Source organism: Embleya sp. NPDC050493 (genome assembly GCF_044458105.1).
In the GTDB taxonomy this organism is placed as follows: domain Bacteria; phylum Actinomycetota; class Actinomycetes; order Streptomycetales; family Streptomycetaceae; genus Embleya.
Genome location: NZ_JBITHP010000024.1, coordinates 16,699 through 41,597, shown reverse-complemented (window position 1 = coordinate 41,597; position 24,899 = coordinate 16,699). Strand labels below are relative to the sequence as shown.

General features: G+C 73.0%; 17 protein-coding genes. 6 read left to right on the top strand and 11 right to left on the bottom strand.

All coding sequences use genetic code 11. From position 1 onward, the window contains the following. Positions 1-77 precede the first annotated feature (77 nt). Positions 78-950: a DUF6777 domain-containing protein gene (locus ACIBM5_RS34610; protein ID WP_396010634.1), complete on the bottom strand. Its 873-nt coding sequence runs from the start codon at positions 948-950 to the stop codon at positions 78-80. Positions 951-2,133: 1,183 nt separating this feature from the next. Between ACIBM5_RS34610 and ACIBM5_RS34605 the strand changes: the two genes are divergently transcribed. Further along, on the top strand, positions 2,134-2,589 hold the full coding sequence (locus tag ACIBM5_RS34605; protein WP_396010632.1) for a hypothetical protein: 456 nt from the start codon (positions 2,134-2,136) through the stop codon (positions 2,587-2,589). Between the two features lie 276 nt (positions 2,590-2,865). Here ACIBM5_RS34605 and ACIBM5_RS34600 read toward each other — a convergent pair whose 3' ends face one another. From ACIBM5_RS34600 to ACIBM5_RS34590, 3 genes are all read right to left on the bottom strand, one after another. Beyond that, positions 2,866-3,528 carry an NAD(P)H-binding protein gene (locus tag ACIBM5_RS34600; RefSeq protein WP_396010631.1) on the bottom strand — a complete coding sequence of 221 codons (663 nt, stop codon included), beginning with the start codon at positions 3,526-3,528 and terminating at the stop codon, positions 2,866-2,868. Between the two features lie 677 nt (positions 3,529-4,205). Then, a complete protein-coding gene (locus ACIBM5_RS34595; RefSeq protein ID WP_396010630.1) occupies positions 4,206-4,514 on the bottom strand; it encodes an AzlD domain-containing protein in 309 nt (102 codons plus the stop codon). 761 nt (positions 4,515-5,275) lie between these two features. After that, a complete protein-coding gene (locus ACIBM5_RS34590; RefSeq protein WP_396010629.1) occupies positions 5,276-6,001 on the bottom strand; it encodes an AzlC family ABC transporter permease in 726 nt (241 codons plus the stop codon). Positions 6,002-6,128: 127 nt separating this feature from the next. On the opposite strand from ACIBM5_RS34590, the gene ACIBM5_RS34585 reads away from it, so the two are divergent. After that, on the top strand, positions 6,129-6,662 hold the full coding sequence (locus ACIBM5_RS34585; RefSeq protein WP_391585878.1) for a helix-turn-helix domain-containing protein: 534 nt from the start codon (positions 6,129-6,131) through the stop codon (positions 6,660-6,662). A 488-nt stretch (positions 6,663-7,150) separates the two neighbouring features. Here ACIBM5_RS34585 and ACIBM5_RS34580 read toward each other — a convergent pair whose 3' ends face one another. The 5 genes from ACIBM5_RS34580 to ACIBM5_RS34560 form a co-directional block, all read right to left on the bottom strand. Continuing rightward, positions 7,151-8,524 (bottom strand): VWA domain-containing protein, encoded by a 1,374-nt coding sequence (locus ACIBM5_RS34580; RefSeq protein ID WP_396010628.1) that lies wholly within the window; start codon positions 8,522-8,524, stop codon positions 7,151-7,153. Between the two features lie 880 nt (positions 8,525-9,404). Then, positions 9,405-9,725, bottom strand: coding sequence for a hypothetical protein (locus tag ACIBM5_RS34575; RefSeq protein ID WP_396010626.1), 321 nt, complete (start codon positions 9,723-9,725; stop codon positions 9,405-9,407). Positions 9,726-9,804: 79 nt separating this feature from the next. Continuing rightward, on the bottom strand, positions 9,805-10,659 hold the full coding sequence (locus ACIBM5_RS34570; protein WP_396010625.1) for a DUF3152 domain-containing protein: 855 nt from the start codon (positions 10,657-10,659) through the stop codon (positions 9,805-9,807). A 56-nt stretch (positions 10,660-10,715) separates the two neighbouring features. Beyond that, positions 10,716-11,687, bottom strand: coding sequence for a hypothetical protein (locus ACIBM5_RS34565; protein ID WP_396010624.1), 972 nt, complete (start codon positions 11,685-11,687; stop codon positions 10,716-10,718). Between the two features lie 382 nt (positions 11,688-12,069). Continuing rightward, positions 12,070-12,582 (bottom strand): SigE family RNA polymerase sigma factor, encoded by a 513-nt coding sequence (locus ACIBM5_RS34560; RefSeq protein ID WP_396010623.1) that lies wholly within the window; start codon positions 12,580-12,582, stop codon positions 12,070-12,072. 160 nt (positions 12,583-12,742) lie between these two features. On the opposite strand from ACIBM5_RS34560, the gene ACIBM5_RS34555 reads away from it, so the two are divergent. The 3 genes from ACIBM5_RS34555 (at position 12,743) to ACIBM5_RS34545 (ending at position 20,303) form a co-directional block, all read left to right on the top strand. Further along, entirely contained in the window at positions 12,743-14,038 is a 1,296-nt protein-coding gene (locus ACIBM5_RS34555) for a WS/DGAT domain-containing protein (RefSeq protein WP_396010622.1), read from the top strand. 534 nt (positions 14,039-14,572) lie between these two features. Next, positions 14,573-15,079: a cupin domain-containing protein gene (locus ACIBM5_RS34550; protein WP_396010621.1), complete on the top strand. Its 507-nt coding sequence runs from the start codon at positions 14,573-14,575 to the stop codon at positions 15,077-15,079. Positions 15,080-15,698: 619 nt separating this feature from the next. Beyond that, on the top strand, positions 15,699-20,303 hold the full coding sequence (locus ACIBM5_RS34545; protein WP_396010620.1) for a hypothetical protein: 4,605 nt from the start codon (positions 15,699-15,701) through the stop codon (positions 20,301-20,303). 123 nt (positions 20,304-20,426) lie between these two features. Here the strand turns inward: ACIBM5_RS34545 and ACIBM5_RS34540 are convergent, their stop codons facing one another. Further along, complete coding sequence (locus tag ACIBM5_RS34540; RefSeq protein ID WP_396010619.1) at positions 20,427-21,449, bottom strand: ABC transporter substrate-binding protein; 1,023 nt, start codon at positions 21,447-21,449, stop codon at positions 20,427-20,429. A gap of 264 nt (positions 21,450-21,713) precedes the next feature. Here ACIBM5_RS34540 and ACIBM5_RS34535 point away from each other — a divergent pair, with 264 nt between their 5' ends. Continuing rightward, positions 21,714-23,111, top strand: coding sequence for an aminotransferase class V-fold PLP-dependent enzyme (locus ACIBM5_RS34535; protein ID WP_396010618.1), 1,398 nt, complete (start codon positions 21,714-21,716; stop codon positions 23,109-23,111). A 37-nt stretch (positions 23,112-23,148) separates the two neighbouring features. Here the strand turns inward: ACIBM5_RS34535 and ACIBM5_RS34530 are convergent, their stop codons facing one another. Beyond that, entirely contained in the window at positions 23,149-24,840 is a 1,692-nt protein-coding gene (locus ACIBM5_RS34530; RefSeq protein WP_396010617.1) for an ATP-binding cassette domain-containing protein, read from the bottom strand. Positions 24,841-24,899 lie beyond the last annotated feature (59 nt).

Here is a 24,899-nt window from a genome sequence, read left to right as displayed (position 1 = left end):
CAGGGGCGGGGCGGGGGCGGAACGGAGCGGGGACCGGCGGTCGGCGGTCGGCGGTCGCCCCCGCTCCGTCGGTCCGGTCAGCGGAGCACAGGGGCGATCGACGCGGGGGCGATCGATGCGGGGGCCGGGCTGCCGGGTCTTGCGGACTTGCCGCCTCCCGGCGTGGTCGGCCGCCGGGTGCCGGTCGAGGTCGAGGTGGACTTCGAGGTCGAGGTCGACGAGGGGCTTCCGGACGGTCCGGTGACCGCGGCGGTGCCGGTGGATCCGTTGGGTGTCGCCTTCTTGCCTCGCTCGGGCAGCGGCGGCGGGGTCGCGGTGGGCGCGTCCCGGTCGCCCGTACTCCCCGGTGGCCGGGCGACGGCGAGGTCGGGGCGGATCGGGTCGGTGATCACGAACGTCTTCACCGGCTGCTTGGCCTTCTTGATCGCCGTGGGCTTGGATCCGGTCCGCTTCCAGTCGGCGTCGCCGGTGTCGAGGCGTACGTGCCCGGCGTCCTTCTCCGGCTCGGCCAGCGGGTTTCCACAGTTGCACTTGACCACCGGTTTGCCGCGTTCGTCGATCAGCACGGCGGTACCGGCCTGAAGAATCGCATCGAAGGCCACCAGCGTGCCGTTCTTGAGCGTGTGGTTGCGCACGAGGGTGTCGGTCCGTAGTACGACCGGCGTCAGTCGTGCCACGAACGTGCGGATGGCCGGTGTGCCGACGATCTTGAGTGCCTTCATCCACCGGGTGGCGGGCACCACGTTGGCGGCCAGGCCGAGGAATTCGATCAGCCGCTCCTTGTCGCAGATCCGCGCCTTGTTGGAGCCGCCGAAGAGCCCGGGGGTATCGCCGGACAGGTTGGTGGCGGACACCTTGGGACGCAAACCGAGCGCGTCCAGTCCGAAGTTGACCGAGAAGAACGGGTCCGCGCCCAGGTCGCCCGCCACGATCCCGAGCACCTTCGGCACCTTCGAATCCTCACAACCGGACGCGGCCCCGAGCAGCAACGCACACGCGGTACACACCGCAACGAGCGCCGCGTACCACGGACGCCGCCGCCGAACGGCCCTCCTCCGCACAGGCGTCGGCCAAACCTCCATCGGACCCCCCGAGCCAACAGAGCGGAACCTCTCCCCGATCCCGCCTCCCGCACTCCATGATGAGCCAAAAACCCGCCCACAGTCAGCCAAACCATCACGTTTCCCACCCCACCCCTTCCAGACGACGCCCCACTCCCATTCCCGCCCCCGCCCCGCCCCCGCCTCGGAGCAGAACACCTGCGGCTCGAGGGCACGCGAGGTCGACAACCACCCACGGCCAATGGGCAAGCAGCCTGGTGGCGACGGTCGGGGTGGGGGGTCGGGGCGAGGGCCGGGCGGGGTGGGCCTGCGGCGGGAGCGGGCCGGGAGGGTGGCGGGCGGATAGGGCGGCGACCGTGCCGGCAGCGCTCCGAACGGGTGCGGGCGGGCCGGCGGGCAGACCCCGCTTGTCGGTGCCCTCCTGCGGCTCCGAGCGAGTGCGGCCGGGCCGCCCGCGAGGGCCGGGCCCGACGGGCCGGGGGCGTACGGGTGACGACATCGGACGGGGCGAGCCGGGATCGTGCCGATGGCGGACCGGGGAGGGCAGCGGCTCCGCCGGTAGCGGGCCGGCGGGAGCCCTACGGGTGACGGGGTCCGGCGGCTACCGGGTCGAGCGCGGCAGCAACATCGCCCTGGCAACGAACCGAGCAGGCAACGTCCGTACCGGTAGCGAGTCGAGCGGGCGGCGGGCCGGACGGACGCACGGACGGGCCGAGGGCGTACGGGTGACGAGGGGCAGGCGGGGAGCGAGCCGGGGCCGTAGTGGTTCACAGCCTGTTCCGACGCCGCCTGGGCCGGGGCGGGTTCGGACGTGAAGGGGGCGGGGTCTGTTCGCCCGGGGCTCGCCCGCGTCAGCTGCGGCCGACCCCCGCAGCTGCTGTATCGCTCCGCGCCACGCGGCTTCCGCTCTGCGCAACGTGGCCGACCGACGCCGGCTTCCACCCGTGGAAGGCCCGGGAGTTCGCCACGTGTTGAACACGTTCAATTCCTTCGGTACGGTCCATGCAGCGTAATTGAACGCGTTCAAATCAGCCTCGGCCTGTCTGTCCAGGCAATCGCCCAAGGAGAATCCATGGCGTCCGCTCTCCCGACCAGGCCGGATGTGCAGCGCCTCACACGGGTGCTCGCGTGGCTCGCGCTCGCCGTCGCCGCACTCGGCGTCCTCGCCCTCGCCGTCCTCGTCATCGGCGGCCTCTTCGTCGGCCGGGAGCCGGACCTGGCCACGATCATCGGGCTGCCGATCCTCGCGGTCCTCGCGATCCCCCTGCCGGGGATCGGCGTGCTCGTCGCCATCCGCGACCGCACATGGTTCCGGATCCTGTCCCTGGCGATCGTTCCGCCGCTCGTCGTCTTCGCGTTGCTCACGCTCATGCTGGGTGTTGGCTACACCTATCTGCTGTCAGCGGCCCTGCTCCTGCTCGCCTGCGGGTCGACCTTCACCCCCGGACGGGGTTCCCGCGCCAACGTTCCGGCCGACCTCACCGGACGCGGAAACCGGTTCGCGACATCATGCCCGGAACCTCGGTAGCGGATCGGGCGGGAGTCCTACGGGTGGCGGGGTCCGGTGGGTACCGGGTCGAGCCGGGCGGCGCGCCGTGCGGAAGTGGGTCGGGTGGGCCTCACGGGGAGCAGCTCTGCCGGGCCGGAGCCGGCCGGGTGGACGCGGGCGCGAGAACGGGCCTCGTACGAGCCGACGCAAGGGGGCTCACCCGGACACGGTGGCGGTCGGGGTAGGGCGTACACCCCCGGGAGGGCGCGCCCGGAGCACGTCGGAGGGGTCGGGTGGGGCCGCTGGGTGGGTTGGTCAGGGCCGGGTGAGGGTGGTGATGGCCTGTGGGATGGGCGTATCGCCGGCGATCAGGTCCAGGCTGCGGCCGGCCGTGGCGGGTTCGTCCAGGAGTGCCACCAGTACCGCGGCGACGTCGTCGCGGGAAACGGCGCCTCGGTCGGTGTGTTCGGCGAGGGTGACCAGACCCGTGCCGGGGTCGTCGGTGAGTCGGCCGGGGCGCAGGATCGTCCAGTCCAGTTCGGCCCGGGCCCGTACATCCGCGTCCGCCGCGCCCTTGGCCCGGAGGTAGGCCGCGAACACCTCTTCGGTACCGGCGGGCGGTTCGTGGTCGACGCCCATCGCCGAGACCACCAGGAAGCGCCGCACGCCGGCCGACTCGGCCGCGTCCGCGCACAGTGTGGCCGCGGCTCGATCCACGGTGTCCTTGCGGACGATGCCACTGCCCGGACCCGCGCCGGCCGCGAACACCACGGCGTCGGCACCCACCAGATGCTCGGCCAATTCCTCTGCGGGGGCCGCTTCGAGGTCGCACACGACCGGTTCGACTCCCACCGCGACCAGATCGTCGGCCTGTGCGGCGCGGCGGATCAGTCCCACCGCCTCGTCGCCGCGTCCGGCCAGCAACTTCCCCAACCGGAGCCCGATCTGCCCGTGCCCACCCGCAATGACAATGCGCATGAGCTCGATGCTAACGCGCCCCGCGAACCCCACCCCGGCAGGAAACGCCCCACCGCCACAACCGACCCGCACCCGAGCCGGCCACCGCACCGATGACTTGGAGCCCGACAGGAGTGCACGTCGCGAAGCACGCCACCGACTCCGCAGACCCCGCCGGGTGTCGCGAAGCGTGCTCCCGCCGGTGCCGCCACCGGCCGGGCTCGCCGCCCAGGCTCAACTCGACCTGACGGCCCCGCGGACGACAATTGTGCAGCGGCCGAACGCGCGCCCGGATGGGCCGAGTCCAATGGGTCACGAGACCGTCGTCACGCCGACGCCACCATCGGCCGGCCCCGCCATCCTCGGTTCAACCCGACGACTCGGAGACGCAAGAGAGTTCGCGGCCACTGCGCGACCGAGGCCGCCGAGTCCGATGGGGGTCGCGAAGCCGCGTTCCCACCGGCGCGGCGACCGGCCGGGGTTGGTCCGGCATCGCAGAGGCCGACAGGAGTCGCGAAGCCGTGTTCCCACCGGTGGCGACCGACCGGGACCGGGCCCGCCGGCCCCGCGCCAACCAACGGCTCACGGGCGGCAAGAGTGCACGCGCCGAACACGCGCCCGGGGCTGCCGAGTTTGACGACGATCGCCAGGGCGCCTTTCCGCCGGCGCCGCGAACGGCCGGGCTCGTCGCCCTCGGTTCAGGATGCTCCGGCCAGGCGTAGGAGCGCGGTTGTACCGATCGCCGCGACCACCACCGCCGGGAACGGCGCGCGGCGGATCGCCAGGATCCCGGCGACGAGCACGCCCGCCGGCCTGGACCAGCCGGCGAAGTCGTGCCCCTCGGTGAGGGTGCCGACGCCGACCAGGGCGATCAGGAGGACGGCGGCGGCGATCCCGAGCAGTCGGTGTGCCCGCTCGGGCAGGTGTATCCGGTCTCGGGAGAGTGGGCCGACCAGGCGGAAGGCGTAGGTCCCGGCGGCGAGGAAGGCGATGGCGAGCAGTGGCATCAGGAGGGCTCCCGGATCGGAACGGTGCGCCGAGACGGTCGGCGGGACGATGTGCCGGCGAGCGCAACGGCCGCGCCGAGCGGTGGCATGCGGACGATCGGCCGACGCGGCTCGACAAGCGCCACGCTGCCGGAACCACGTACGCCCGGCGCCCGGCAATCGCAGCGTCGGGACGACTCCCGAGCCCAGACGGGCGAGGTCGGACGAGCGGGAGGCAGGTAGGCGGTGCGGGTAGGCGGTGCGGGCGGGCGCTGATTGGGGGCGGGCCCGGCCGCCCGAGCGCTACCGGCGCGCCGGCGAACCGGAATGCGGGCCGCCCCCGCGATCGCATGAGGGCGGCTCCCGAGGCGGGCCAGACCGGATCGGGCGAACACCGAAGGCGCCGGGCGGGCACAGATGGCGGGCTGCGGAGCAGCGCGAACGGTACCGGCGCGCCGGCGGACCGGAGTGCGGACGACCCCCGCCGCGATCGCATGACGGCGGCTCCCGAAACGGCTCAGGCCGGATCGGGCGAAAACCAACGGCACCGAAAGGGCACAAATGGGGGCGGCCGAGCAGCGTGAGCGGTGCCGGCGGGCCAGGGCCTGGTCTGCGCCCCGCGGTCGCGCCAAGGCGACTCCCGAGGCGTGCAGGGCGGGGGCCGGCGAGTGCCGACCGCGCGGGGCGGGCGCAGATTGGGGCGGACGGGCCCGGCAGCGCGAGCAGTGCCGGTGCGTCGGCAGGCCAGGGCACTCGCAGTCGTAGTCGTAGTCGTAGCCGCATCAGGACGGCTCCCGGGGTGGAGCGGGCGGCGTCGGGCGAGCGTTGACGGCGCGGGTTGGGCGTAGGTAGGGGGTCAGGCCGAGCAGGGCGAGTAGTACCGGTACGCCGGCCGGCAGGAACGGGGTCGCGGCGAGGGCGACGGCGGCGCCGAGGAGTGCCGCGTTACGGGTGGCGCGGTCGCGGAGCGCGGGTAGGACGAGGGCCAGGAGTACGGCGGGGAAGGCCGCGTCCAGGCCCAGCGCGGTGGGGTCGCCGAGGCCGGTGCCGGCCGCCGCGCCGCCCGCGACGGCCAGGTTCCAGGTGACGAACAGGGCGACTCCGCACAGCCGGAAGACCGCGCGACGGCGCGCCGGGTCGGTGTGGCGCAGCGCGAACGCCACCGTCTCGTCGGTGATCAGGTGTACGCCCGCCAGTCGGGTCCACCGGTGTCGCCGATCGTCGAGCACGTCCGCGACGGCGAAGCCGAACGGCAGCAGTCGGGCGTTGAGGACGAGCGCCGCCAGGACGGCGGCCACCGGACTGCCGCCGGCAAGGACCACGCCGACGGCGGCGAACTGGGCGCCACCGGCGAAGACGAACACGGACATGACGATCGGCACCCAGGGGTCGAGGCCGCCGCTGACGGCGATCGCGCCGAAGGAGGCACCGACCACCGCGTCGGCGACACAGACCAGGAGGATGTCGCGAAGGGTGCCGCGATCGAGTGTTCGGTATGACGAACGCATGTCCGGTACAGTGAACGAAACAGGAGCCGTTCGTCAAGCCGAACGAAACAACGTCTGGAGCGAACACTTGGCCGGCCACATCCCGCCCGCACCCGACCCCTCCCCGGCGCCGGCCGCCGGCCCGATCATGCTGATCGCGGTGTCGGTACGGCGCGAACGCGAGCGCGCGAGGTTGTCGCTGACCGAACTGGCCAAGCGGGCCCGGATCGCCAAGTCCACGCTGTCCCAGCTCGAAGCGGGCCTCGGCAATCCCAGCGTGGAGACGCTGTGGGCCCTGGCCGTCGCGCTCGACGTGCCGTTGAGCCGGCTCGTGGACCCGCCGCATTCCAACGTCCGGGTGATCCGCGCCGGCGACGGACCCGTCACCCACTCGGAGCAGGCCGACTACGCCGCCACGCTGCTCGCCACCTGCCCGCCCAACGCCCGCCGCGACCTGTACCGCGTCGTCGCCCAACCCGGCGAACCACGCACCTCCGAGCCGCACCCGGCCGGCACCACCGAGCACGTGGTGCTCGCCACCGGCCGCGCCCTGGTCGGCCCGATCGAGGCCCCCGTCGAACTCGCACCCGGCGACTACATCACCTACCCGGGCGATGCTCCGCACATCTTCGAGGCGCTGGCCCCGGACACCTCCGCGATCCTGATCAGCGAACACATCTGAAGCCCCCGATCAGGGAATGCGAACGCGCCCATCCCGGGCGCGAACGCATCCACAAAACAGGCGACTTCATGATGGGCACCGGCCGCGGGGCGTAGCGTCGCACGCACGCACGCACCAAGGAGGGGAACATACCGGATGACGCGATACACACCGATCAAATGGGCGGACTACAGTCCGGACAAACACGGCGAGAACACGGTTGCCCACCAAGGCCGATGCAGCCTGCACGGCAGCGACTGCTCCGAGTCGCCCGTCGCGTCGATGGTCGGGAGGGACCGCGGCGGCAACGACGTCCGCCTGGCGCTCTGCCCCCGCGGAAAGAACGAGTACGGACTGCAGGACATGCCTTCCGCTTGGTGAACCGAACGCTCGCGACGCTCACGAGGCCCACGAGCCCGACCGGAAGTCCGGGCGGGCGATGAGCATAGGAGCCGATTCGGCCATGTCCGGGCGGGCCCCGCGCGCGCACGGCGTGCGGGGCCGCATTCTCAAAGGACGTTCTTGCGACGAGCCGCGGTGATCCAGGTCGGGAACTCGGAGAGCAGCCGATCGTAAAGCTCTTGATCGGGGACTTCGCTGATGTCGTCCACGGCGAAGAAGCCGACGTTGTCGACGCGGCGACCGCGCATGGTGTCGAGTCTGCGCAGTACGCCGTAATCCGCGTTGCCCAGGCCCACGAACTGCCAGAACACCGGTTCCTTGGACGCGTCCTTGAGTTCACCCTTGATCTGGGCGTTGCAGTAGATGCCGCCGTCCGAGAAGAACAGCACCAGGGTGGGGGCGGCGGACGGATGTGCCCGGACGTACGAGCGAACCTCGGCGATCACCTTGTGCTCTTCGTTGCCGTAACCGACCGCCACCATGTCGACCTGACCCGGTTGCAGCCCCTGCTCGGGCTTGTCCCCTCCCGGGCGGACGTGCAGCCGCAGCCATTCGGGGAGTTCACCCACACGCAGGTCCGGAAGGCGCGCCGGGTCCGAGGCGAACGTCCAGGCCTGCATCACACCGTCGTCCTCCAACTGCGCGGCCACGGCCGTCATGCGCTCCACCACGTCGGCGACGACACCGCGAGAGTAGAGCGAGTCCATGGAGCCGGACGCGTCCATGACCAGGATCACCCGGGCGGCGATACCCGGCGCCCCGTGCTTCCGGAGACTCACCGCCACCTGCTCCTTGCGGAGCGAAAGGCGTTTGCGCATGTCCACGGGCAACGCCTCCACGCCGTGCCCGACCGGCTCGGCGACGGGCTCGGACGGAGGCCCGGACGGAGGCCGAGGAGCGACCGAGCGATCCGGAACCGTCGGGGCCGCGGCAGGGTCGGCCGTCGGCTCGTCGTGCACCGTGATGCCGTAGTCCGTGGCCAGCCCGGCGAGCCCCGAGGCGTAGCCCTGTCCGACCGCGCGGAACTTCCACCGCCCCTGGTGCCGGTACAACTCGCCGCTGACGAAGGCGGTCTCGCTCCCGCCCTCCATGTCGAAGCGTGCGATCTCGGCCGACGTCCGCGCGTCCAACAACCTGAGGCTCAGGTCCGGCACCTGGCCGAACGTGCCACCCTCGGACGACGCACACAGCAGCACCCGCTGTATCGCGTCTTCCACGACGGCCGGATGCACCGCGAGCGTGTCCGTCACGCGGTCGGCGGTCGTCTCCTTCCCCAGATGCGTCACTGCTTCGGACGGATGGCACGGCTGGTTGTAGAAGACGAAGTCACCGTCTCCACGCACGCGTCCGGCGTCCGTGAGGAGCAGCGCCGACGCGTCGATGTCGGGCACGCCGGGACCTGAGGACCACGAAAGCTCGGCACGGACGGCCGAGGAATCGATGGACAAGTTGGCGCCTTGGCTCAAAGTCGGAGGTTTCACGCCACAAGTTTGCCGAATGTTGGCTGCTCCACCGCGACCCGGGTCGACCCGCCGCCACGAACTCGTCGACCTGCCCCGGCACGTGCTGCGTGCGGGGCGCGGGGTACGGGGTACGGGGTGCGGTATGCGACGCGGGCGCACCGTCCGCAGGGCGAGGTCGCCGGCATGCGTGGTCGATGGTGTGTCCACGAGGTGACTCTGTGCCGCGTCACCCCGACCGGCGAAGACCGGCGTCCGTCCGGGCGTCATCACCCGTTCGGCGTGCTGTCGGCGCAGCCCGGCGCATATCCGGGCATGATCACCCGTTCGGCGTGGTGTGAAGGCGCTGGGCGGGGCAGACACGTGGGTGCACGCGGCCACGTCGGGCCGACGAGCGCGCGTGAACAAGCGGCGTCCCCCGGTCCCCGGAACCGGGGGACGCCCACCACGCCCCGTCCCGCCGCCGATTGGGCGGCCGGGAAGCCCTCCTCCAGCACTCCCCGACCGCCGCGCTCGAAGCCTGCCCGTCCACACGCCGGCCATGGGTCCTCCGAAGGGGTGAACCCGGGCGGCGGCACGGCCCCAACACCCTCCGCACCCGGACTCGTCCACCTACCACCACAACCGACGACCCGACCCGTGTCGCGTCATCACGCCGGTCGGCCCTGAGCGGCAATGCCCCTGTCAGAGGCGGCAGATATGTTCTCTACGCCAACTGAGGCCGGTCAGAGCACCTTCGGGGTCCGCGGTCATGGGGGGTGGGGCCGGTTGGGCACAACTGGATAGCGGAAGAGGCCCTCACAGGGGGACGCCCTACTGGCATCCATACTCCACCCCCCTTCCCTTCTTCACCACCGTCGGCGAACAGAGACGGAACGCCGCGACAGGAGTGGTTTCCGCGCTACGAGAGTTTCGACCAGCCCGGGTTGGTGGTGCACTGGGTGTCCGAGGCGGTGCCGGCGATCACCTTCAGGAAGTCGGCGAGGTCTTTTTGCCGGTAGGCCCAGTCGTGCGTGCCCGGGCCGGTGCAGAAGCGGTGGGTGGTGCCGGCCGTGTTCGGTTCGGCGTGGAAGTCGACCGTGTCGCTCTGGATCTGTGCGTCGAGGCCGCCTGCGGTGTTGCCGGCGAAGAAGGCGAACCTGCCGCCGTACGAGGCGTATCCGCCCGCCGCGGCGATCTTCACCGGGTTCTGCGCATCCCACGTGTCGATGGTGCCGAACACCTGGTCCGCCCATCGACCACCGTTTCGGGCCGGCGCACCGGACGTCTTGGAGAGAACCGACGTCCGGCACGCCGACCGGTCAGCCGGCGGAGGGGTAGGGCCACGGATTGGCGCCGCACACCTTGCCGTTGGCCGCCTCGCGGCTCTTGGTCTGCTGCATCATCACCGGCGCCAGGCCGCCGGGGCCGCATCGGGTGCTGTGCTGGTTGCCCAGCCGATGGCCGACCTCGTGGTTGATCAGCATCTGCCGGTAGCCGCGGATGTCGTCCCCGTACGCGGTCGAACCCTGAGCCCACCGCCAGCCGTTGATCATCACCCACGGTGTTCCGGTGGCGTTGCAGGACACGTTGGACCTGCCGGTGTCGCCCACGATGGGCGAGCAGATCCGATGCAGGGTACCGGGACTGGACAGCCGCACCACGAAGGACGCGGTCGCACCGTCGGTGCGATCGAAGGCCCGGCCGTCCCGGGCCCAACTGCGCGGATCGTTGAGGGTGTTCTGCACCATCGCGGCGAACAGGGGGCCGTCCAGCGCGAGGCCCTCCTCGATCTCCACGCGATAGGTGACGCGCCTGCCGACCGCGGGCCCGGCGTCGCTGCCCGGCACGGTGACGAACCGCCCACCGAGCCGGAGAGTGGGCTCCAACGGAAAACGCAGCCCCGCCTGCGTGTCCGGGTCCTGCGACGCGGATCCCCGAACCGGCAGGTCCCGCCGCCCCGACGGCTGTTCCGGCGTGGGTATCGACTCGTCCGGTCGAGCACTCGGCACCGGCGGTGCGCCGGTGTCGGGCGTGGCGCCGACGTCGACGGTCGATGCACCGCCGCCGGAGATCCCGGGCACCACCGCCGACACGCATAACGCGACGGCCACCGCGCCCACCGCGAGCATCGCGCGACGCACGACGCGCGGCCGACCGGCGGCACGAGCATGCACGGCGTTTCGGGTGCCGGCGGCACGCGGTTTGGCCCGACGGCCCGAGCGGCGCCCGCTCACCCCGTCCCCAGGCCGGATTCCAGGAGTCGCCGGGCGACCCGTTCCCAATGGGTGCTCCGGGCGATCTCCTTGCCCACGTCGTCGGTCAACGCAGGCCTTCCCTTGATGCCCAGGGGGATCTTCCCGTCCAAGGGTCCGTTGGACCAGATCAGGCGGAGCACGGTCGAGCCGACCGACAGGTGCACCCCCTGGGCCCGGAAGGGGCCGTCCCCGGCGAGCACGGTCTCCGCCGCGACCGCGATCCCGTTCCGGTCGAGTCCCACGCACTTGATGCTGTGCGTGAGTCCGAATGCGTCCCTGCGCTCCGCCGGAGTCGCCACGGTGGCCAGGCAGTCCGTCAGCGCGCCGGGCCGCAACGACACGGACACCACCCCGCCCGGTCCGTCGCCGTCCTCCCGGGTCACCTCGGCCGAGATGCCGGTGTCCGGCGCGTATCCGGTCCGCACCGGCGACCAACTGCCCTGCGGGAGCAGGCCGGTGAGCACCTCGCCGAGGTCCCGGGCAATCGCCGTGCGGGCGGCTTCGAGCCGACCGTCCGCGCTCGGCGCGGTCGGCCGGTCCACCGTCGGGGGCGGTATCGCCGCCCGCTCGGGCGCCGACTCGCCGTCCTGAACGGCGATCGTGGCCGCCCCTCCGACCACCGCCACCACCGCGGCAACGGCGGCCATGATGCCACCGGTACGGACCAGTACGCGCCGGCGCCCTCGGGATGCCGCGCGGGCCACCACCTCGGCCATCGGACGGCTGCCCTGGTGGGCCAGTTCGTCGTCGAGCCGACGCCGAAAGGCACGTTCCAGATCGAGTTCGCTCTCGCGCCCGCCGTCGACACCGAAACCGGAGGCGGAGCCGGAACCGAAGCCGAAATCGGGACCCGAATCGGGACCCGATCCGGGACCCGAAGCCGGACCCGAATCGGGGCCGGCTCCGAAATCGGGGCCGGAGCCGGGAATTGCCTTGTCGCGTGCCATGGTCACCCCCTCTCTCGTTCGATCATCGATCGCCGGCCCCACCTGGCGCCGTCGATGCATGTCGCCACTGCCTGTCGTCTGTCGTGTGTCGTCTGCTGCCTCCTGCCTGTTGCCGGTGCGCGTCGGAAACGCCGCACCTCCGGCACGCGGGTGCGCGCCTCCCGTACACGCCTCCCGTACACGCCTCCCGTACACGCTTCCTATGCGCGCCTCCTGTGCGCGCCTTCGACGGTCGTGCACGACGAACGAACGCACCCGAGGCCCGACCCCAGGCCCCGAACCCAAGGCCCGAACCCAAGTCCCGTACCCAGGGCACCTATCCGAGCGCCACGCCCACCAGCGGTACGCAACGGCCTCCCCCAGACCCGCCGTCGGCCGCGGTTCAGCCGACCAGCGGGTTGACCTCCAGCGTGCCGCGCAGTCGGGCCAGTGCGCGCGGCCCGGCGCTCTTGACCGCGGAGGCCGACATACCGAGCATCTCGGCGACCGCCTCCACGCTGTGGTCCTCCCAGTAGCGCAGGACCACCACCGCCCGATCGCGCGGTGGCAGTCGCATGAGTGCGTCGATCAACGTCATCCGCACGTCCGGCAGATCCGCGTCGGCCGACGCATCGGGTCTGCCCTCCAAGGCCGATGCGTCGATGCCGGGAAGCTCGGTGGAACTCCGGCGACGTCTGCGGTCCAGGTAAGCGTTCAAAAGCACCCGCTTGGCATATGCGTGCGGTTGGTCGGTGTGTTCTATTCGGCGCCAGGCCACGTAGAGCTTCTCCAGCGCGATCTGGGTGAGGTCCTCGGCGAGATGCCAGTCCCCGCACAACAGATACGCCGTCTGACAGAGGCGGTGCGCCGAGGTCCGGGCGAACTCGGTGAACCCCTCGCGGCCCTGTGGGCCCATCCGGTCCTCCCCTCCTGCCGCTTCCGTCCTTGATCCATACGCATCCGGGGGCCGATAGGATGCATGTGCTCTGCATCACAGCGGACAACGGCCGGTCGTGCGCCGCGCCGCCGGCCGGAGGGGCGCGGCTCGCCCCGGACCCATCCCGGAGGTTCGGAACGTGCCACCCACCTCGCCGAAGCCGAACCATCCGGCCCCCGGCGACCTGCCGTTCGCCGCGCACGAGTGGTTCGGCAACCCCGGCGACCCCTGGTTCTTCGTACTGGTGCGCTTTCGAGGCGGCGCGCCCGAGTTGGCCGACCTGCGCGAGCTGGTCCGATCACGCTGGGGGCCGGTGCCCCGAATGCGGCTGCGGGCGGGCCCGACACGGACCGGCCGCCGGCGCGGGCGTCCGCGCTGGTTCGTGGCCGAGCACCTGGACCCGGAACGGCACGTGGTCGCCGCGCCGCTCGGCCCCGGCCCGGATGCACTGCGCGAGCGAGTCGGCGCGTTTCTCGGCGAACCGCTGCCGTCGACCGTGGCGACGTGGCGGCTGTACCTGCTGTCCGGCCCCGAAGCCGACGGGTTCGCCGTGCTGTTCCGGGTGCACCACGCGGTGGCCGACGGCGTCTCGGTGATCCGGCTGCTGGAGCGACTGCTGGGCGACGGCGCCGAACCGCGAGCCGCATGGCCCGGCGCAGCGGTGCGCCGGGTGCCACCGGGCCCGGCCTCGGTACGCGGAGTCCTGGCCACGGCCGCCGGGGTGCTCCGGGGAAACGCCCGGCTGCCGTTCAACGGCCGACCCGGCGACGGTCGACACCCGGCCTGGGTGACGGTGTCCGGGCAGACGGTACGAGCCGCCCGGCACGCGGCTCCGGGTGAGCCGCGCCCGACCGTGAACGACGTATACCTGGCGGCGGTCGCCGGGGCGCTGCGCACCGTCCTGGCCGACGGGGCGCTACCGTGCCGCGTCGCCGCGCTGGTCCCGGTGAACATGCGGACGACGGAGGAGGCTTCCCGCATCGGCAACGTGGTGTCCTTCTTCCGGATCCCGCTACCGCTCACCGCATCGGATCCCGGTGCCCGATTGGCCCGAGTCCGCGCCGAGACGGCACGCGCCAAGGCGCTCGGCCAGGCCGCCATCGCCCGAACCGCCATCGAGGTCGCCGCCCGATTGCCGCTGCCGGTGATCCGGCTCGCCGGCCTGATCACCATGTCCGCGCGCTATGCGAACACCAGTTGCACCAACATCCCCGGCCCGGACGCGCCGTTGCGCCTGCTCGGCCGGCCGGCCGTCGAACTGGTCGCGGCGCCGCCGCTGATGGGGTCGCAGAACGTGGTCTTCGGCTTCACGAGCCACGGCGACACATTCACGGTCGGTGTCACCACGGACGGCGCCCACCGGGCACTGGCCGACCGGCTCGCCCGGGCACTCGGCACCGAATTCGAAGAACTGGCAGCGGCCGCGACGCCCTGAGCCGGGCCCTGCCGCTCCGCGCCGGGCCCGCGCCGACCGAGGACGGCCGTCCCGTCGGACGCGTGTCGCGATCGGTCCCCTGTCTGGCATGTCGGGCCATCCGTGTCGCCCCCACCCGGGTCGTACGTTTCTTCTGTACCCCGGAACGGGCACGACCAACGGCTCACGCGACCCGGCTTCGGTGGCGAACGCCGGGCGCTGAGGTCCCTCTCACCCACCGGGACCGCCGGGATCCGACCGCGGGGAGCGCCGTCGGGCCGAGTTGCGGCCGCGGTGCGCGCGAGGGAGGGGTTTCGCCGTCACGGGGCGGCGAAACCCCTCCCGTCCGGCACGACGGCGCGGCCTCCCGGCGCGGACTGAATTGACCCAACATTTCGCCAGGGAAATGCACCACTCCGTGGGTCGAAAGCCGCCGTAGATTGGTACCAACGAACAGCGGGGCCGGACGCCGAGAGACCAGCGGCGCACACCACCGGCCCACCGATCCACCCGGTCGACTCGGTCGACCACCTCGCCACGCACCAGGGAGCCACCGTGTCCACGCACGCCTCGAACACCGCCGACACCACCACCGCCACCCCGATCCTGGTCCGCACCCGGGAGGCGGAGATCGTCCAGGACGGCCCCACCAGCCTGATCACGTTGCTCGCCGACACCCCCGGGATGACCGCGAACCTGGCCACCTTCCAGAAGGGCTCCCCTGGCGCGCCCGCCCACTTCCACACTCGGGCGAGCGAGATGTTCCACGTCACCGAGGGCACGATGCGCATCCTGCTCGGCGAGGAGATCGTCACCCTCGAAACCGGTGACTTCCTGCTGGTGCCGCCGCACATGCCGCACGCCTTCGCCCCTGCGCCGGACACCGAGGCCAAGATGCTGGTCGTGTTCACCCCCGGCATGGACCGCTTCGACTACTACCGGCTCCTGGAGCGTGTGCACCGCGGTGAGGCCGACTTCGCCGAACTGCGCGAGACGTCCGAGCGGTTCGACAACCACTACGTGGACAGCCCGGTGTGGCGTCAGGCCCTCGCCGGGGCGTGAGGTCCCGCTCCGATCCGTAACCGGCCGCCGCGTCGACTCCCTCTCGCGCAGGCGCGGCGGCCCTCTCCCCTGTCCCGCCCTGCCGGCACCGCCCCGCCCCAACCGCCCGCCGTCGGTACTCAGGACAGACGTTCGGTACTCAGGTTCACAGCCGAGTAGTCGAGCGGATGGTCGGCGTCGTCGCACGCCGTCAGGATGTGTGTGCAGACAGCGGGCGTGGGTGGGGCGGGACCGCCGACACGGGGTGGCGGAACGGGGCGTCGGGACGGGCGGGTTGTTCGAAGGGGTGGGGGGGGGGGGGGGGGGGGGGCGGGGGGGCCCCCCCCCCCCCCCGGCCCGCCGCCCGGGGGGGGGGGGGGGCGGCGACCCCCGCCCCGGGGTGCGCCCCGCGGGGGGGCGGCGGGGGGGGGCCGGCCGGGGGGGGGGGGCCGGCCCCCCGGGGGGGGCCCCCCCCCCCCACCCCTTCGCACGTCCGCCCCCTATCCGGCCCCCTGGCGATGGCCCCCGGAGCCCAACCGTCGGTCAGTTGTGGTGGGGTGGTCCTCGTGAGCCCGGCCGCACCGGCCGCACCGGCGGAACGGCGGTGGGCGGGGCGGGCCCGACGAGGGGACATCGCACAGTGACGCATGGAGCCGCGCGCCGGTACGATCCGGCCGCCGAGGTGCTGCTCGGGCTCGCGGTGGCGAGCGGCGAACCCGGGGACGCGGGACGGTTACGCCATCGACTGGGCGAGACCGACCCCGGCTACCTGGCCGACGCGTTGTTGCCGATCGCCGCCCGTACCATGGCCGTTCGCGATCCCGACGTGCTGGTGCGGCGTGCGGTGGCGCGCAACCCGCGGGCCACCGTCGCGGATCTGGCCGCACTGTTGGATCGGCCCGACCCGGTGGTGGATCGGCTGGTGTACCGGCATGCCACCGCGCTGCCGTGGATGCGCCGTGAAGTGCTCGCCCCGGGCCGACATCCGGATCCGGGCGCGCTCACGGCGTTGTTGGAAGAGATCCGCGCCTGTGCCGAAGACCCGCCGGACCACCCGCACTTCGTCGGGGCCGCCGTGGTGTCGGACGTGCCGGCGCTGGTCGAGCACGCGCTGCGCACGAGCGGCCGGCGACTGACCACAGCCGAGCAACTCCGCGGCGTCCTCGGTCTGTTCGCGGACCCCGCACGATTGACCGGACTACTCGCGGAAGCAGGCGCTGAAGCCCGAGCGGAAGCGGAAGCGGAGGCCCAAGCCCCGGCCGAAGCACAACCGCAGGCGGACGCACCAACGGATCCGGGCCGCCGCCGGCCCGGATCGCCGATGGCAACCGACCGCTCCGGCGCCGCCCCGCCGATCGCGCCGCACGTCGCCGCTCTCGCCACCCGCGCCCTCGTCTCGGGACGGATCGCCGACCTGCGGGCCGCGGTGTTCACCGCCGAGGGCACCGCCGGACTGATCGCCGGTCTCCGCGCCGGCGAGCCGGAACCGTCCTGGCGCCGCGACCCGGACTGGGCCGAACTGGTCACCGCCCAGCGGGCCGAGCCGCTGCCCGAGGCAGCCGCCGCCACCCTGGCCGGGCACGAGGACTGTCCCGATGCCCTGCTCGTGGAGCTCTACCGCACGCACCCGGAATCCGTGGCCCGGGCCGCCCGCCCCTCGGCCGCGCTCCTCGTCGCCGCCGCGCACCACCCCGGCCACCCCGAATCGGCCCGGATCGCCGCCGCAGCCGCTGCGGCCGGGCTCACCGACGAGCGACACACCGTCCTCGTCCTGGAGACGATCGCGCCCGCCCGGGTCGCGGTCGCGACGCTGGCCGAACTCCCGGCCCGTCGGCCGCTCGCCGACCTGATCCACCGTCACCTGGGCGGCTCGGCAAACCGTTGGGCCACCATGCGGATCGCGCTCTCGCGCCACCGGGGCACTCTGGCCGAGCTGTTGGCCCGGATCGCCGACGGATCCGTTCCGGACGCCGGCGCGGCCGTCCCGCCGGCGCTGTCCCGGCCCTATAGGTTTCTTCTCTACGCCGCCGAACCCGAGGACCTGGGCACCCTGTTGCCGCGGTTGCCCGACGAGTTGCTGCGTGACCTGCTGGGCAGAGGGCCGCTCCCGGCGCACGTGCTCGACGTCACGCTGGCCACCCGCGACCCGCGGGTCTGTGCGGCCGTCGCCCACAACGCCGGCCTGGATCCGCGCGAGCTGGGCCGATTGGTCGCGCTGGACGAACCCGGCGTGGACGCGGCCGTGTACCGCAACCATCACACCCCGCCGACCCTGCGTCGCACCATCGCCTCCGGCGTGCCGCGCACCCCGGGCCGCACCGAACCCGTGCCGCTGGACCCGCGGTTGCGCGCCGACCTGCTCGACTGCCGGGACCAGCGCCGGCTCACGCCACTGGTGGTCAGCGGCGACCCGGAACTCGTGCACGCCGCGCTCCATACGTTCCCGTCCGCGGACGCCCGCTGCTTCGCGTTCCTGCGGGTGTGGCAGCGCGGCGGCCCCGACGCGGTCCGACGCCTGGTGCATTTGCTCGGCGGCCCGGGCGGCTCACATCCCACCGACGCCGTCCCGGATGCGCTCGAAGGCCCGTACGGGCCGGGCCGATTGGGCACGTTGCGCATCCCGTACGAGGATCCCGAGGCGCTGCCGCGCGTCTTCGCCGGCACCAGGGGACGCAACGCCACCCGTCGGCTGATGGCCGGCCTCGTCCACGAGCCGTACGTCTACGACCTGCCGCGTCTGGTCGCCCGGCATCGTGAAACGCCGTACCCGCCCGAGGCGATCGACGAACTCCTGCGCCACGAGCACGCCGACGGCGAGCTCGGCCGACTGCTCAGGCTCGCCCTGGTCAACCGAACATGCGGGGCCGGCCCCGAGGATCTCAACCGCGAACCCGTCGACCGGCTGCGCGCCGTCGCTTTCGCCCGCGCCGAAGCCGGGTGGGTGAACGACTGCGTCGATCACGACCTGCTGGATCCGGTCAGGTTGGTGGACACCGCCCGGCCGGCCGGCGAGGTGCTGCGCGCGCTGCCCAAGCTGACCCCGGAGACGGTGGCCGCGCCGATCCACGCACGGCTGGCGGAACTGGTCCGGACCCACCTGGCCGGGCACGTCGAGGCCACGGTGATCGGGCTCGGCCTGCTCGACTCGTTCGCCGGCACCGTCGCCGAGCTGATCACCGTCGCCGCACAGGCGGCCGGCCCACCGCCCGGGGCCGCGCAACGGGCCCTGGACGACTCGGAGATCGCCGAGTACGCCCGTGCCCTCGCCCGCCACGCCCCGCCCGGACGCACCCGCGAGCCGGCCGGGCCGACCCTGCCGACCAGGCGCGGTCGGCGCAACACCCCGGATCGGGGCTGCGCGCTCGCGGCGGCGCAGATGTTGCGGGAGATCGTGCCGGACGCGCCGATACCCACCGACCCGGCGGTGCTCGCGGCCTTCGCGGAAACCCCCGAAGCGGACCTGCCCGGCCTGTGCCACCCGGAATGGCTGGTCGCGGCGTGTGCGGCCGACCCGGGCGAGCCGGCGCGCGAGCGACTGGCCCGGCGGGATCCGGCCGGCTTCCGGGACACCGCCTCCGCCTCCGTGCGCTATCGCGCGGGCCTGATCGGGCCGGCCGAGATGATCGCCACGACGCCGGCGCGCGCGCTCGGCGCGGCCCGCCCCGGCGAGTTCTCCCAGCTGGCCCGAGAACCGCTCACCCGGGCGGTACGCGCACTGCTCGCCGATCGACTCGGCCACGATCGCCGCCGGTGGCTCGCCGCGGTGGCCGCGATGGACACGGACGCGGGCGAACTGCCGCTGCCCGCACTGCTCGACCGGCTGACCGCCGGGCCCGGTCCCCGGCCCGATTCCGCGCCCGCGTCGCCGACCGGTGCCGGTTCGGCCCTGCTCGGGTACGCCGACGTGCACGTGCTCCGCGCCGTGCTCCCGCTGCTGGGCCCGGGCGCGGCGGACACCCTGGCCCGCGAGGCCGAGCGCACCCGGCACGTCGGCGACGACCTCGTCGAGTACGTGCTGGAGCAGGCCGACCCTGGCCCCGCACTGGTCCTGGCCGAGGGTGACCCGCGCTCGCCGCACACCCGGCGGATCCGGGAAGGATTGCTCGATCGCGGTGACCCGGTGCTGGAGGACCGGCTGTACGGCGACGTCAAGCGGCGTGGGGACGTGGCCGAGCGGCGCCGGATCCTGGCCCGCGCGACCGGGGACACCCGGCCGTTGTCGCCCGTGCTGCGCCGGCGCCTGCTCGCTCCCGGGGTGTTCTCGAAGTACCGGGCCGACGTGTTGCGGGTGACCGTGGAGGCGGCCTGCCCCGACGTGGTCGAGGCCGCGCTGGCCGGCCTGGCCGGGAAGTTGTCGCTGCTCGACCAACTGATCGCGGCACGCAACGTGTTGCGCTTCGGCGGCCCGCACCGGCTGCGCGTGCTGATCGACCGCGGACTGCTCGGCAGCGGGGCCGCCGGGGTCGCCGCGAAGGCACTGGCCGGCGCCGACGGCGGCGACCCGATCGGCTCCGGCGTCGCGATGCTGACCTCGCGGATAGACCGCGAACTGTCGCCGACCCGGCTGGTGGCCAGGCTGCGTGCCTGCCACCGGCTCGCGGATGCCGAACGCGTCCTGGACCGTCCGTACCGGCGCGATTGGGCGCTGCTGGCGGACGAGCACGCCCGTGCGCCGTGGCCCGTCGGCGTACGGCAGGCGCTGGTGGGTCGACCGGACGCACCCGACGAGATCATCGTGGCGCTGCCCACCGACCTGCGTCCCGCCGAGGCGTTCGCGGCGGCCCGGCGCAGCCCGCGGGCGGCCCGGACCGTCGCCGCGTGGGTGCTGCCGGACGGTGGCACCGCCGAATGGCACGTCGAGATCGAGCGGTTGATCGAGGCGGGCCTGCTCACCGGCCACGACCTGGTGCACGAGGTGGGTCATGCCGACCGCGTGCTGCGCTACCTGGCCGACGCCCGGGCACGCATCGACCCGTCCGAGCCGGTGCGGGTGGCGGTGGCCGCCGCGTACGCCGAGGTGGCCGCGCTGACCGTGGATCTGCTCGGCACCGAGGACCGGTGCTGGCAGCGCCTGTTCGCCGCGCTGACCGAGCGCGACGAGCATTGGCGCCGCGCCGAGGGCCCGGCGGCGGGGGTTGCCGCGCTGCTCGCCTACGCGGCCCGGGAGCCGCTGGGACCGGCCGAGCCCGGCGCCCCCACGCGGGTCGCACAGGTCGCGCCGAGCGCCGCCGCGGCGGGGGCCTGACCGCGCCGGGCACCGGATCGCACCGAGTAGGGCGGGTCGAACCGCCGAAGCGCGTCGCCGGATCGGGTCGCCGACCCGGCTGATTCCGGCGCCGCGTCGGCTGCTCGACCCGCCCGGTTCGGCTCAGCCGATCAGGTTCTTCTCCAGGTCGCCCAGGATCGAGTTGGCCGCGACCACGCCCAGGCCGAGGTACCAGGTCTCGTCGGGGACCGTGACGGCCTTGCCCTTCTCCACCGCGCCGAGCTTCTTCCACAGCGGGTTGTCGGTCACCCGGGCCTGCGCGGTCTTGTCCGCCGGGCCGTAGGTGCCGACGAAGATCCTATCCGCGTCGGCCTCGGTGATCCGCTCCTCGGACAACTCCACGGCCAGGTCGTCGATGTTCTGGTTGGCCGGGCGCGGCAGGCCCACGTCCTGGAGCACGGTGCCGATCAGCGACTTGTTCGCGTACAGGCGGATCTTGCCCGGCATGAAGCGGACCATGGAGATGGTGGGCTTGTTCGCGCCCAGCTTGTCGCCCAGCGCCTTGGCCCGGGCCTGGTAGGCGTCCAGCTGCTGCTTGGCCTCGGCGGTCTTGTCCAGGGCCGCGGCGTTGAGCAGGAAGTTCTCCTTCCAGGTGTAGCCGGGGCGCACCGAGAACACGGTCGGCGCGATCTTGCTCAGCACCGCGTACTGCTGTTCCGCGCGCAGCTTGCTGCCCAGGATCAGGTCCGGCTTGAGGTTCTCGATCGCCTCCAGGTTGAGGCTGTTGGTCGTGCCGACCTTGGCCGGCTTGCCCGCCTTGCCGTCGAGGTACGCCGGGAGTTCCTGGGACCCCTCGGTGAAGGCGACGCCGACCGGCTGCACGCCCAGCGCCGCGACGTTGTCCAGTTCGCCGGTGTCCAGCACGACGACCCGCTTGGGCTGCGCCTTGAGCGTCACGTCGCCCATCGCGGTACGGATGGTGCGCGGGTACTGACCGGGCGCGGCGTCGGTGCCCAGGCCGGTGCTCACCTGGCCGGCGCTGCCGAACTCCTTGCCGCCGGCTGCGACGGCGGGCTTGCCGCCGCCCTTGTTCCCGTCGGACGAGTCCGAGCCGCAGGCCCCGGTGAGCAGGGCGGCGGACAGGGTCACGGCAACGGCGGCGATCCGGCGGCGAGGTATCGGCATGGGTCCTGGTTCCTTGGCGCGTGTGATGACACGAGCCGGGCGCCGCGACGAGGCGGTGCCGGCCCGCACTGCTGAGGCAGGGCGATCCGCTGAGGCAAGCCTTACCTTTCCTTACCCTAGGGGATCCTTGCCACGGATCAACCATCAGGGGTGAGAACGGGCATCGGCGGCCCCGGACCCGGCCGCCCGCACCGCGGCCGGCCCATCCGTTGACGTCGCCACCGGTGCGGCGCAAGACTCGGCAGACCCGGGGAGGTGGTGCCGGTGGTGGTCGCCGACGTGCTCGGTCCGGACTTCGACGCGATCCGTCGGAAGGAGTACGGATACCTGGACGACGAGGGCCTGGTCTACCTCGACCACACCGGAGCGGGACTGGCCGCACGCCGCCAACGACAAGCGCACGCACAGCGGCTGTCCGGGGCCACCTACGGCAATCCGCACTCCGAGCACCCGGCCTCGACCGCCTCCACGACATTGGTGGAGAACACCCGTCGGGCGATCCTGGACCACTTCAACGCCGATCCCGACCGGTACGCGGCCGTGTTCACCGCGAACGCCACCGGCGCCTGCCGACTGGTCGGCGAGGCCTACCCGTTCCGCCGCGGCACCCGCCTGGTGTTGCCGATCGACAACCACAATTCGGTGAACGGGATCCGCGAATACGCCCGTGCCCGAGGCGCCCGCACCCACTACATCGGCCTGACGGGCGCCGATCTGCGGCTGGACGAAGACGCGCTGCGCACCGCGCTGGCCCGCCGCCGCGGGCTGTTCGCCTATCCGGCGCAAAGCAACTTCACCGGGGTCCGGCACCCCCTGGACTGGATCGGCGTCGCCCAGGCACACGGCTACGACGTGCTCCTGGACGCGGCCGCGTACACACCCACCAACGTGCTCGATCTACGGCTGGTCCAGCCGGAGTTCGTCGCGGTGAGCTGGTACAAGGTGTTCGGCTACCCGACCGGCGTGGGCTGCCTGCTCGCCCGCCGGGACGCGCTCGCGCGACTGCGCCGGCCGTGGTTCGCGGGTGGCACGATCGAGGCGGTCAGCGCGCAGGGCGGCTGGCATCGCATGGCCGGCGACGAATCCGCCTACGAGGACGGCACGCTCAACTTCCTCGCCATTCCCGATGTCGCGCACGGCCTGGCCTGGGTGGATTCGCTGGGCATGCGGGCCATCCACGAGCGGGTCGCCGAGCTCACCGCCCATCTGCTGGCCGGGTTGGCCGAGTTGCGCCACCACAGCGGCGCGCCACTGATTCGGGTGTACGGGCCGGACACGGTGCACGCCCGAGGCGGCACCGTCGCGCTGAACATCCTGGACGCCGCCGGCACCGTGGTCGACGAGCGGATCGTCGCCCGGGACACCGCCGCCGCCCGGATCTGCGTGCGCACCGGCTGCTTCTGCAATCCCGGCGCGGGCGAGGCGGCGTTCGCGATCGGGCGCCGCACACTGCGCGGCGCGGTGTTGCGTACGGCCGCCTCCGGCGGGACGCTCGACGACTACCTGGCCCGCCTCGGGCTGCCCTCGGGCGGCGCGGTGCGGGTCTCGCTCGGCCTGCCGTCCACGATCGCCGACGTGGACGCCTTCCTCGACTTCGTCGCGCGCACCTACCGCGACCGGCCCGCCGATGCCCGGGGGCTGGCCCCTCGGCTGCGCTGTTGACCCGCCCGATCCGCGGGACGGGCGCTCGCGGATGTGCTCAGGACCCGGCGCGCGGACATCGGCGGGCCAGCACCGCGCAGGTCGCGGCGACGAACAGCACGGCGCAGCCCGCGAGTACGGCCCAGCCGAGCGCGGGCGGGTGGTCGAAGCTGTCGCCGTAGGAGGCGAGCAGCGGCGGGCCGAGCGCGGAGCGGCCGTGCGCCCAGCGCCCCGGCAGGTCCAGGTCGCTGCCCAGTGCCTCGAACGCCCATCGGTTGGTCATCGCGTAGCTGAGCGTGTGTCCGATCACCGGCATCCGGGGCACCGGCACGAACGCGCCGGAGAAGAGCACCTGGGGAAAGCACAGAAGCGGCAACATCAGCGTGGCCTGGCTCACCTCGGTGACCGCCGCGGAGGTGAGCAGGCCGAGCGCGAGCGCCGCGGCGGACGCCAGCAGCAGCGTCGTCAGCAGGGACCCGTACACCCCCCAGGACGCGGCGGGCAGCCGGTCCAGCCCGCGCAACACCGCGAGCAGCAGCACGTCGGCGAAGGCCAGGATCGGCAGCAGCACGGTGAACTTGGCCGCGACGTAGGGCCCGATCCGCAGCACGGTCAGCCGTTCGCGGCGCACGATCGGCAACTCCACGCAGATCTGCAACAGGCCGTAGGTCAGCCCGAAGAAGAATCCGCCGAAGGCGATCCAGAACAGGATCATCGCCGAGCCGGAGGGACTCGGGTCGGCCGGGTCGAACGCACCGGGCCGAAAGAGCATCGCGAACATCGCCACGATCACCAGCGGCGAGCCGACCAGCATCGCGGCGGCCGGCCGGTCTCGGGTGATCAACTCCAGGTCGCGGCGGGCCAGGATGGACCACTGCCGCAGCGCCCGCCCGGCCTGCGGCGCGGCCTGATCGCTCGCCTCGACGGGCTCCGGGATCGGGCCCAACTCCGGCTCCAGCGCTCCGACTTCGGGTTCCAGTTCGAGTTCCGGTTCGCGCTCGGCGTCCGCGCTCGCACCGCGCGCGGCCACCGCGGCGTACACGTCGGCCTCGGTCTCCACGCCGAAGTGCGCGCGCATCGCCCGCGGATCGCCCACGTACGCGAGCCGCCCGTCCGGGGCCAGGAACACCACCCGGTCGCAGCGCACCAGATCGGCCGGCGCGTGGGTGGTCAGCACGACGGTGGTGCCGGCTCGGGCCAACTCGCGAAGTACGGCCATCAGTTCCGCCGCGGCGGCCGGATCCAGGCCGGACGTCGGCTCGTCCAGGAACAACACCCGGGGCCGGGTCAGCAACTCCACCGCGATGCTCGCCCGTTTGCGCTCGCCGCCGCTGAGCGTACCCACCCGCCGGTCCGCGCACGCGGTCAGGCCCAGGGCGGCCAGGGCGCGTGCGACCGCGGCGTCCACGCCCTCGTCGGCCGGTTCGCGCAGCGCCGCGGCGTAGCGCAGGCTGTGTGCCAGCGGCAGCGCCCGGTGCAGGATGTCGTCCTGCGGGACATAGCCCAGACCGCGTGCGTCCGGTGGGCCGCCGTCGTGCCGCACCTCGCCCGTGGCGGGCAGTCGAATCCCCGCCAGGGTGTCCAGGAGCGTGGTCTTGCCGGATCCGCTGCTCCCCGCGACAGCCGAGACCTCACCGGCCTCGGCGACCAGCGAGACGTGCCGAAGTACGGTGCGTCCCCCGACCGTTCGGCTCACCCCGCTCGCCGCGACACGTACTCCGTGCTCCTCCACGACCACCCCCGACGGCATGCCCCCGAATTACCGAACGGACCATGTATAGCCCGTCCGAACCGGCGGGGGCACCCCGC

Excerpts from the sequence above, each read along its gene's own strand:
- ACIBM5_RS34540 (WP_396010619.1), bottom strand. The coding sequence starts at position 21,449 with ATGCCGATACCTCGCCGCCGGATCGCCGCCGTTGCCGTGACCCTGTCC.
- ACIBM5_RS34590 (WP_396010629.1), bottom strand. The coding sequence starts at position 6,001 with ATGCGTTCGTCATACCGAACACTCGATCGCGGCACCCTTCGCGACATC.
- ACIBM5_RS34560 (WP_396010623.1), bottom strand. The coding sequence starts at position 12,582 with ATGGGCCCACAGGGCCGCGAGGGGTTCACCGAGTTCGCCCGGACCTCG.
- ACIBM5_RS34600 (WP_396010631.1), bottom strand. The coding sequence starts at position 3,528 with ATGCGCATTGTCATTGCGGGTGGGCACGGGCAGATCGGGCTCCGGTTG.
- ACIBM5_RS34595 (WP_396010630.1), bottom strand. The coding sequence starts at position 4,514 with ATGCCACTGCTCGCCATCGCCTTCCTCGCCGCCGGGACCTACGCCTTC.
- ACIBM5_RS34565 (WP_396010624.1), bottom strand. The coding sequence starts at position 11,687 with ATGGCACGCGACAAGGCAATTCCCGGCTCCGGCCCCGATTTCGGAGCC.
- ACIBM5_RS34585 (WP_391585878.1), top strand. The coding sequence starts at position 6,129 with ATGCTGATCGCGGTGTCGGTACGGCGCGAACGCGAGCGCGCGAGGTTG.
- ACIBM5_RS34605 (WP_396010632.1), top strand. The coding sequence starts at position 2,134 with ATGGCGTCCGCTCTCCCGACCAGGCCGGATGTGCAGCGCCTCACACGG.
- ACIBM5_RS34530 (WP_396010617.1), bottom strand. The coding sequence starts at position 24,840 with ATGCCGTCGGGGGTGGTCGTGGAGGAGCACGGAGTACGTGTCGCGGCG.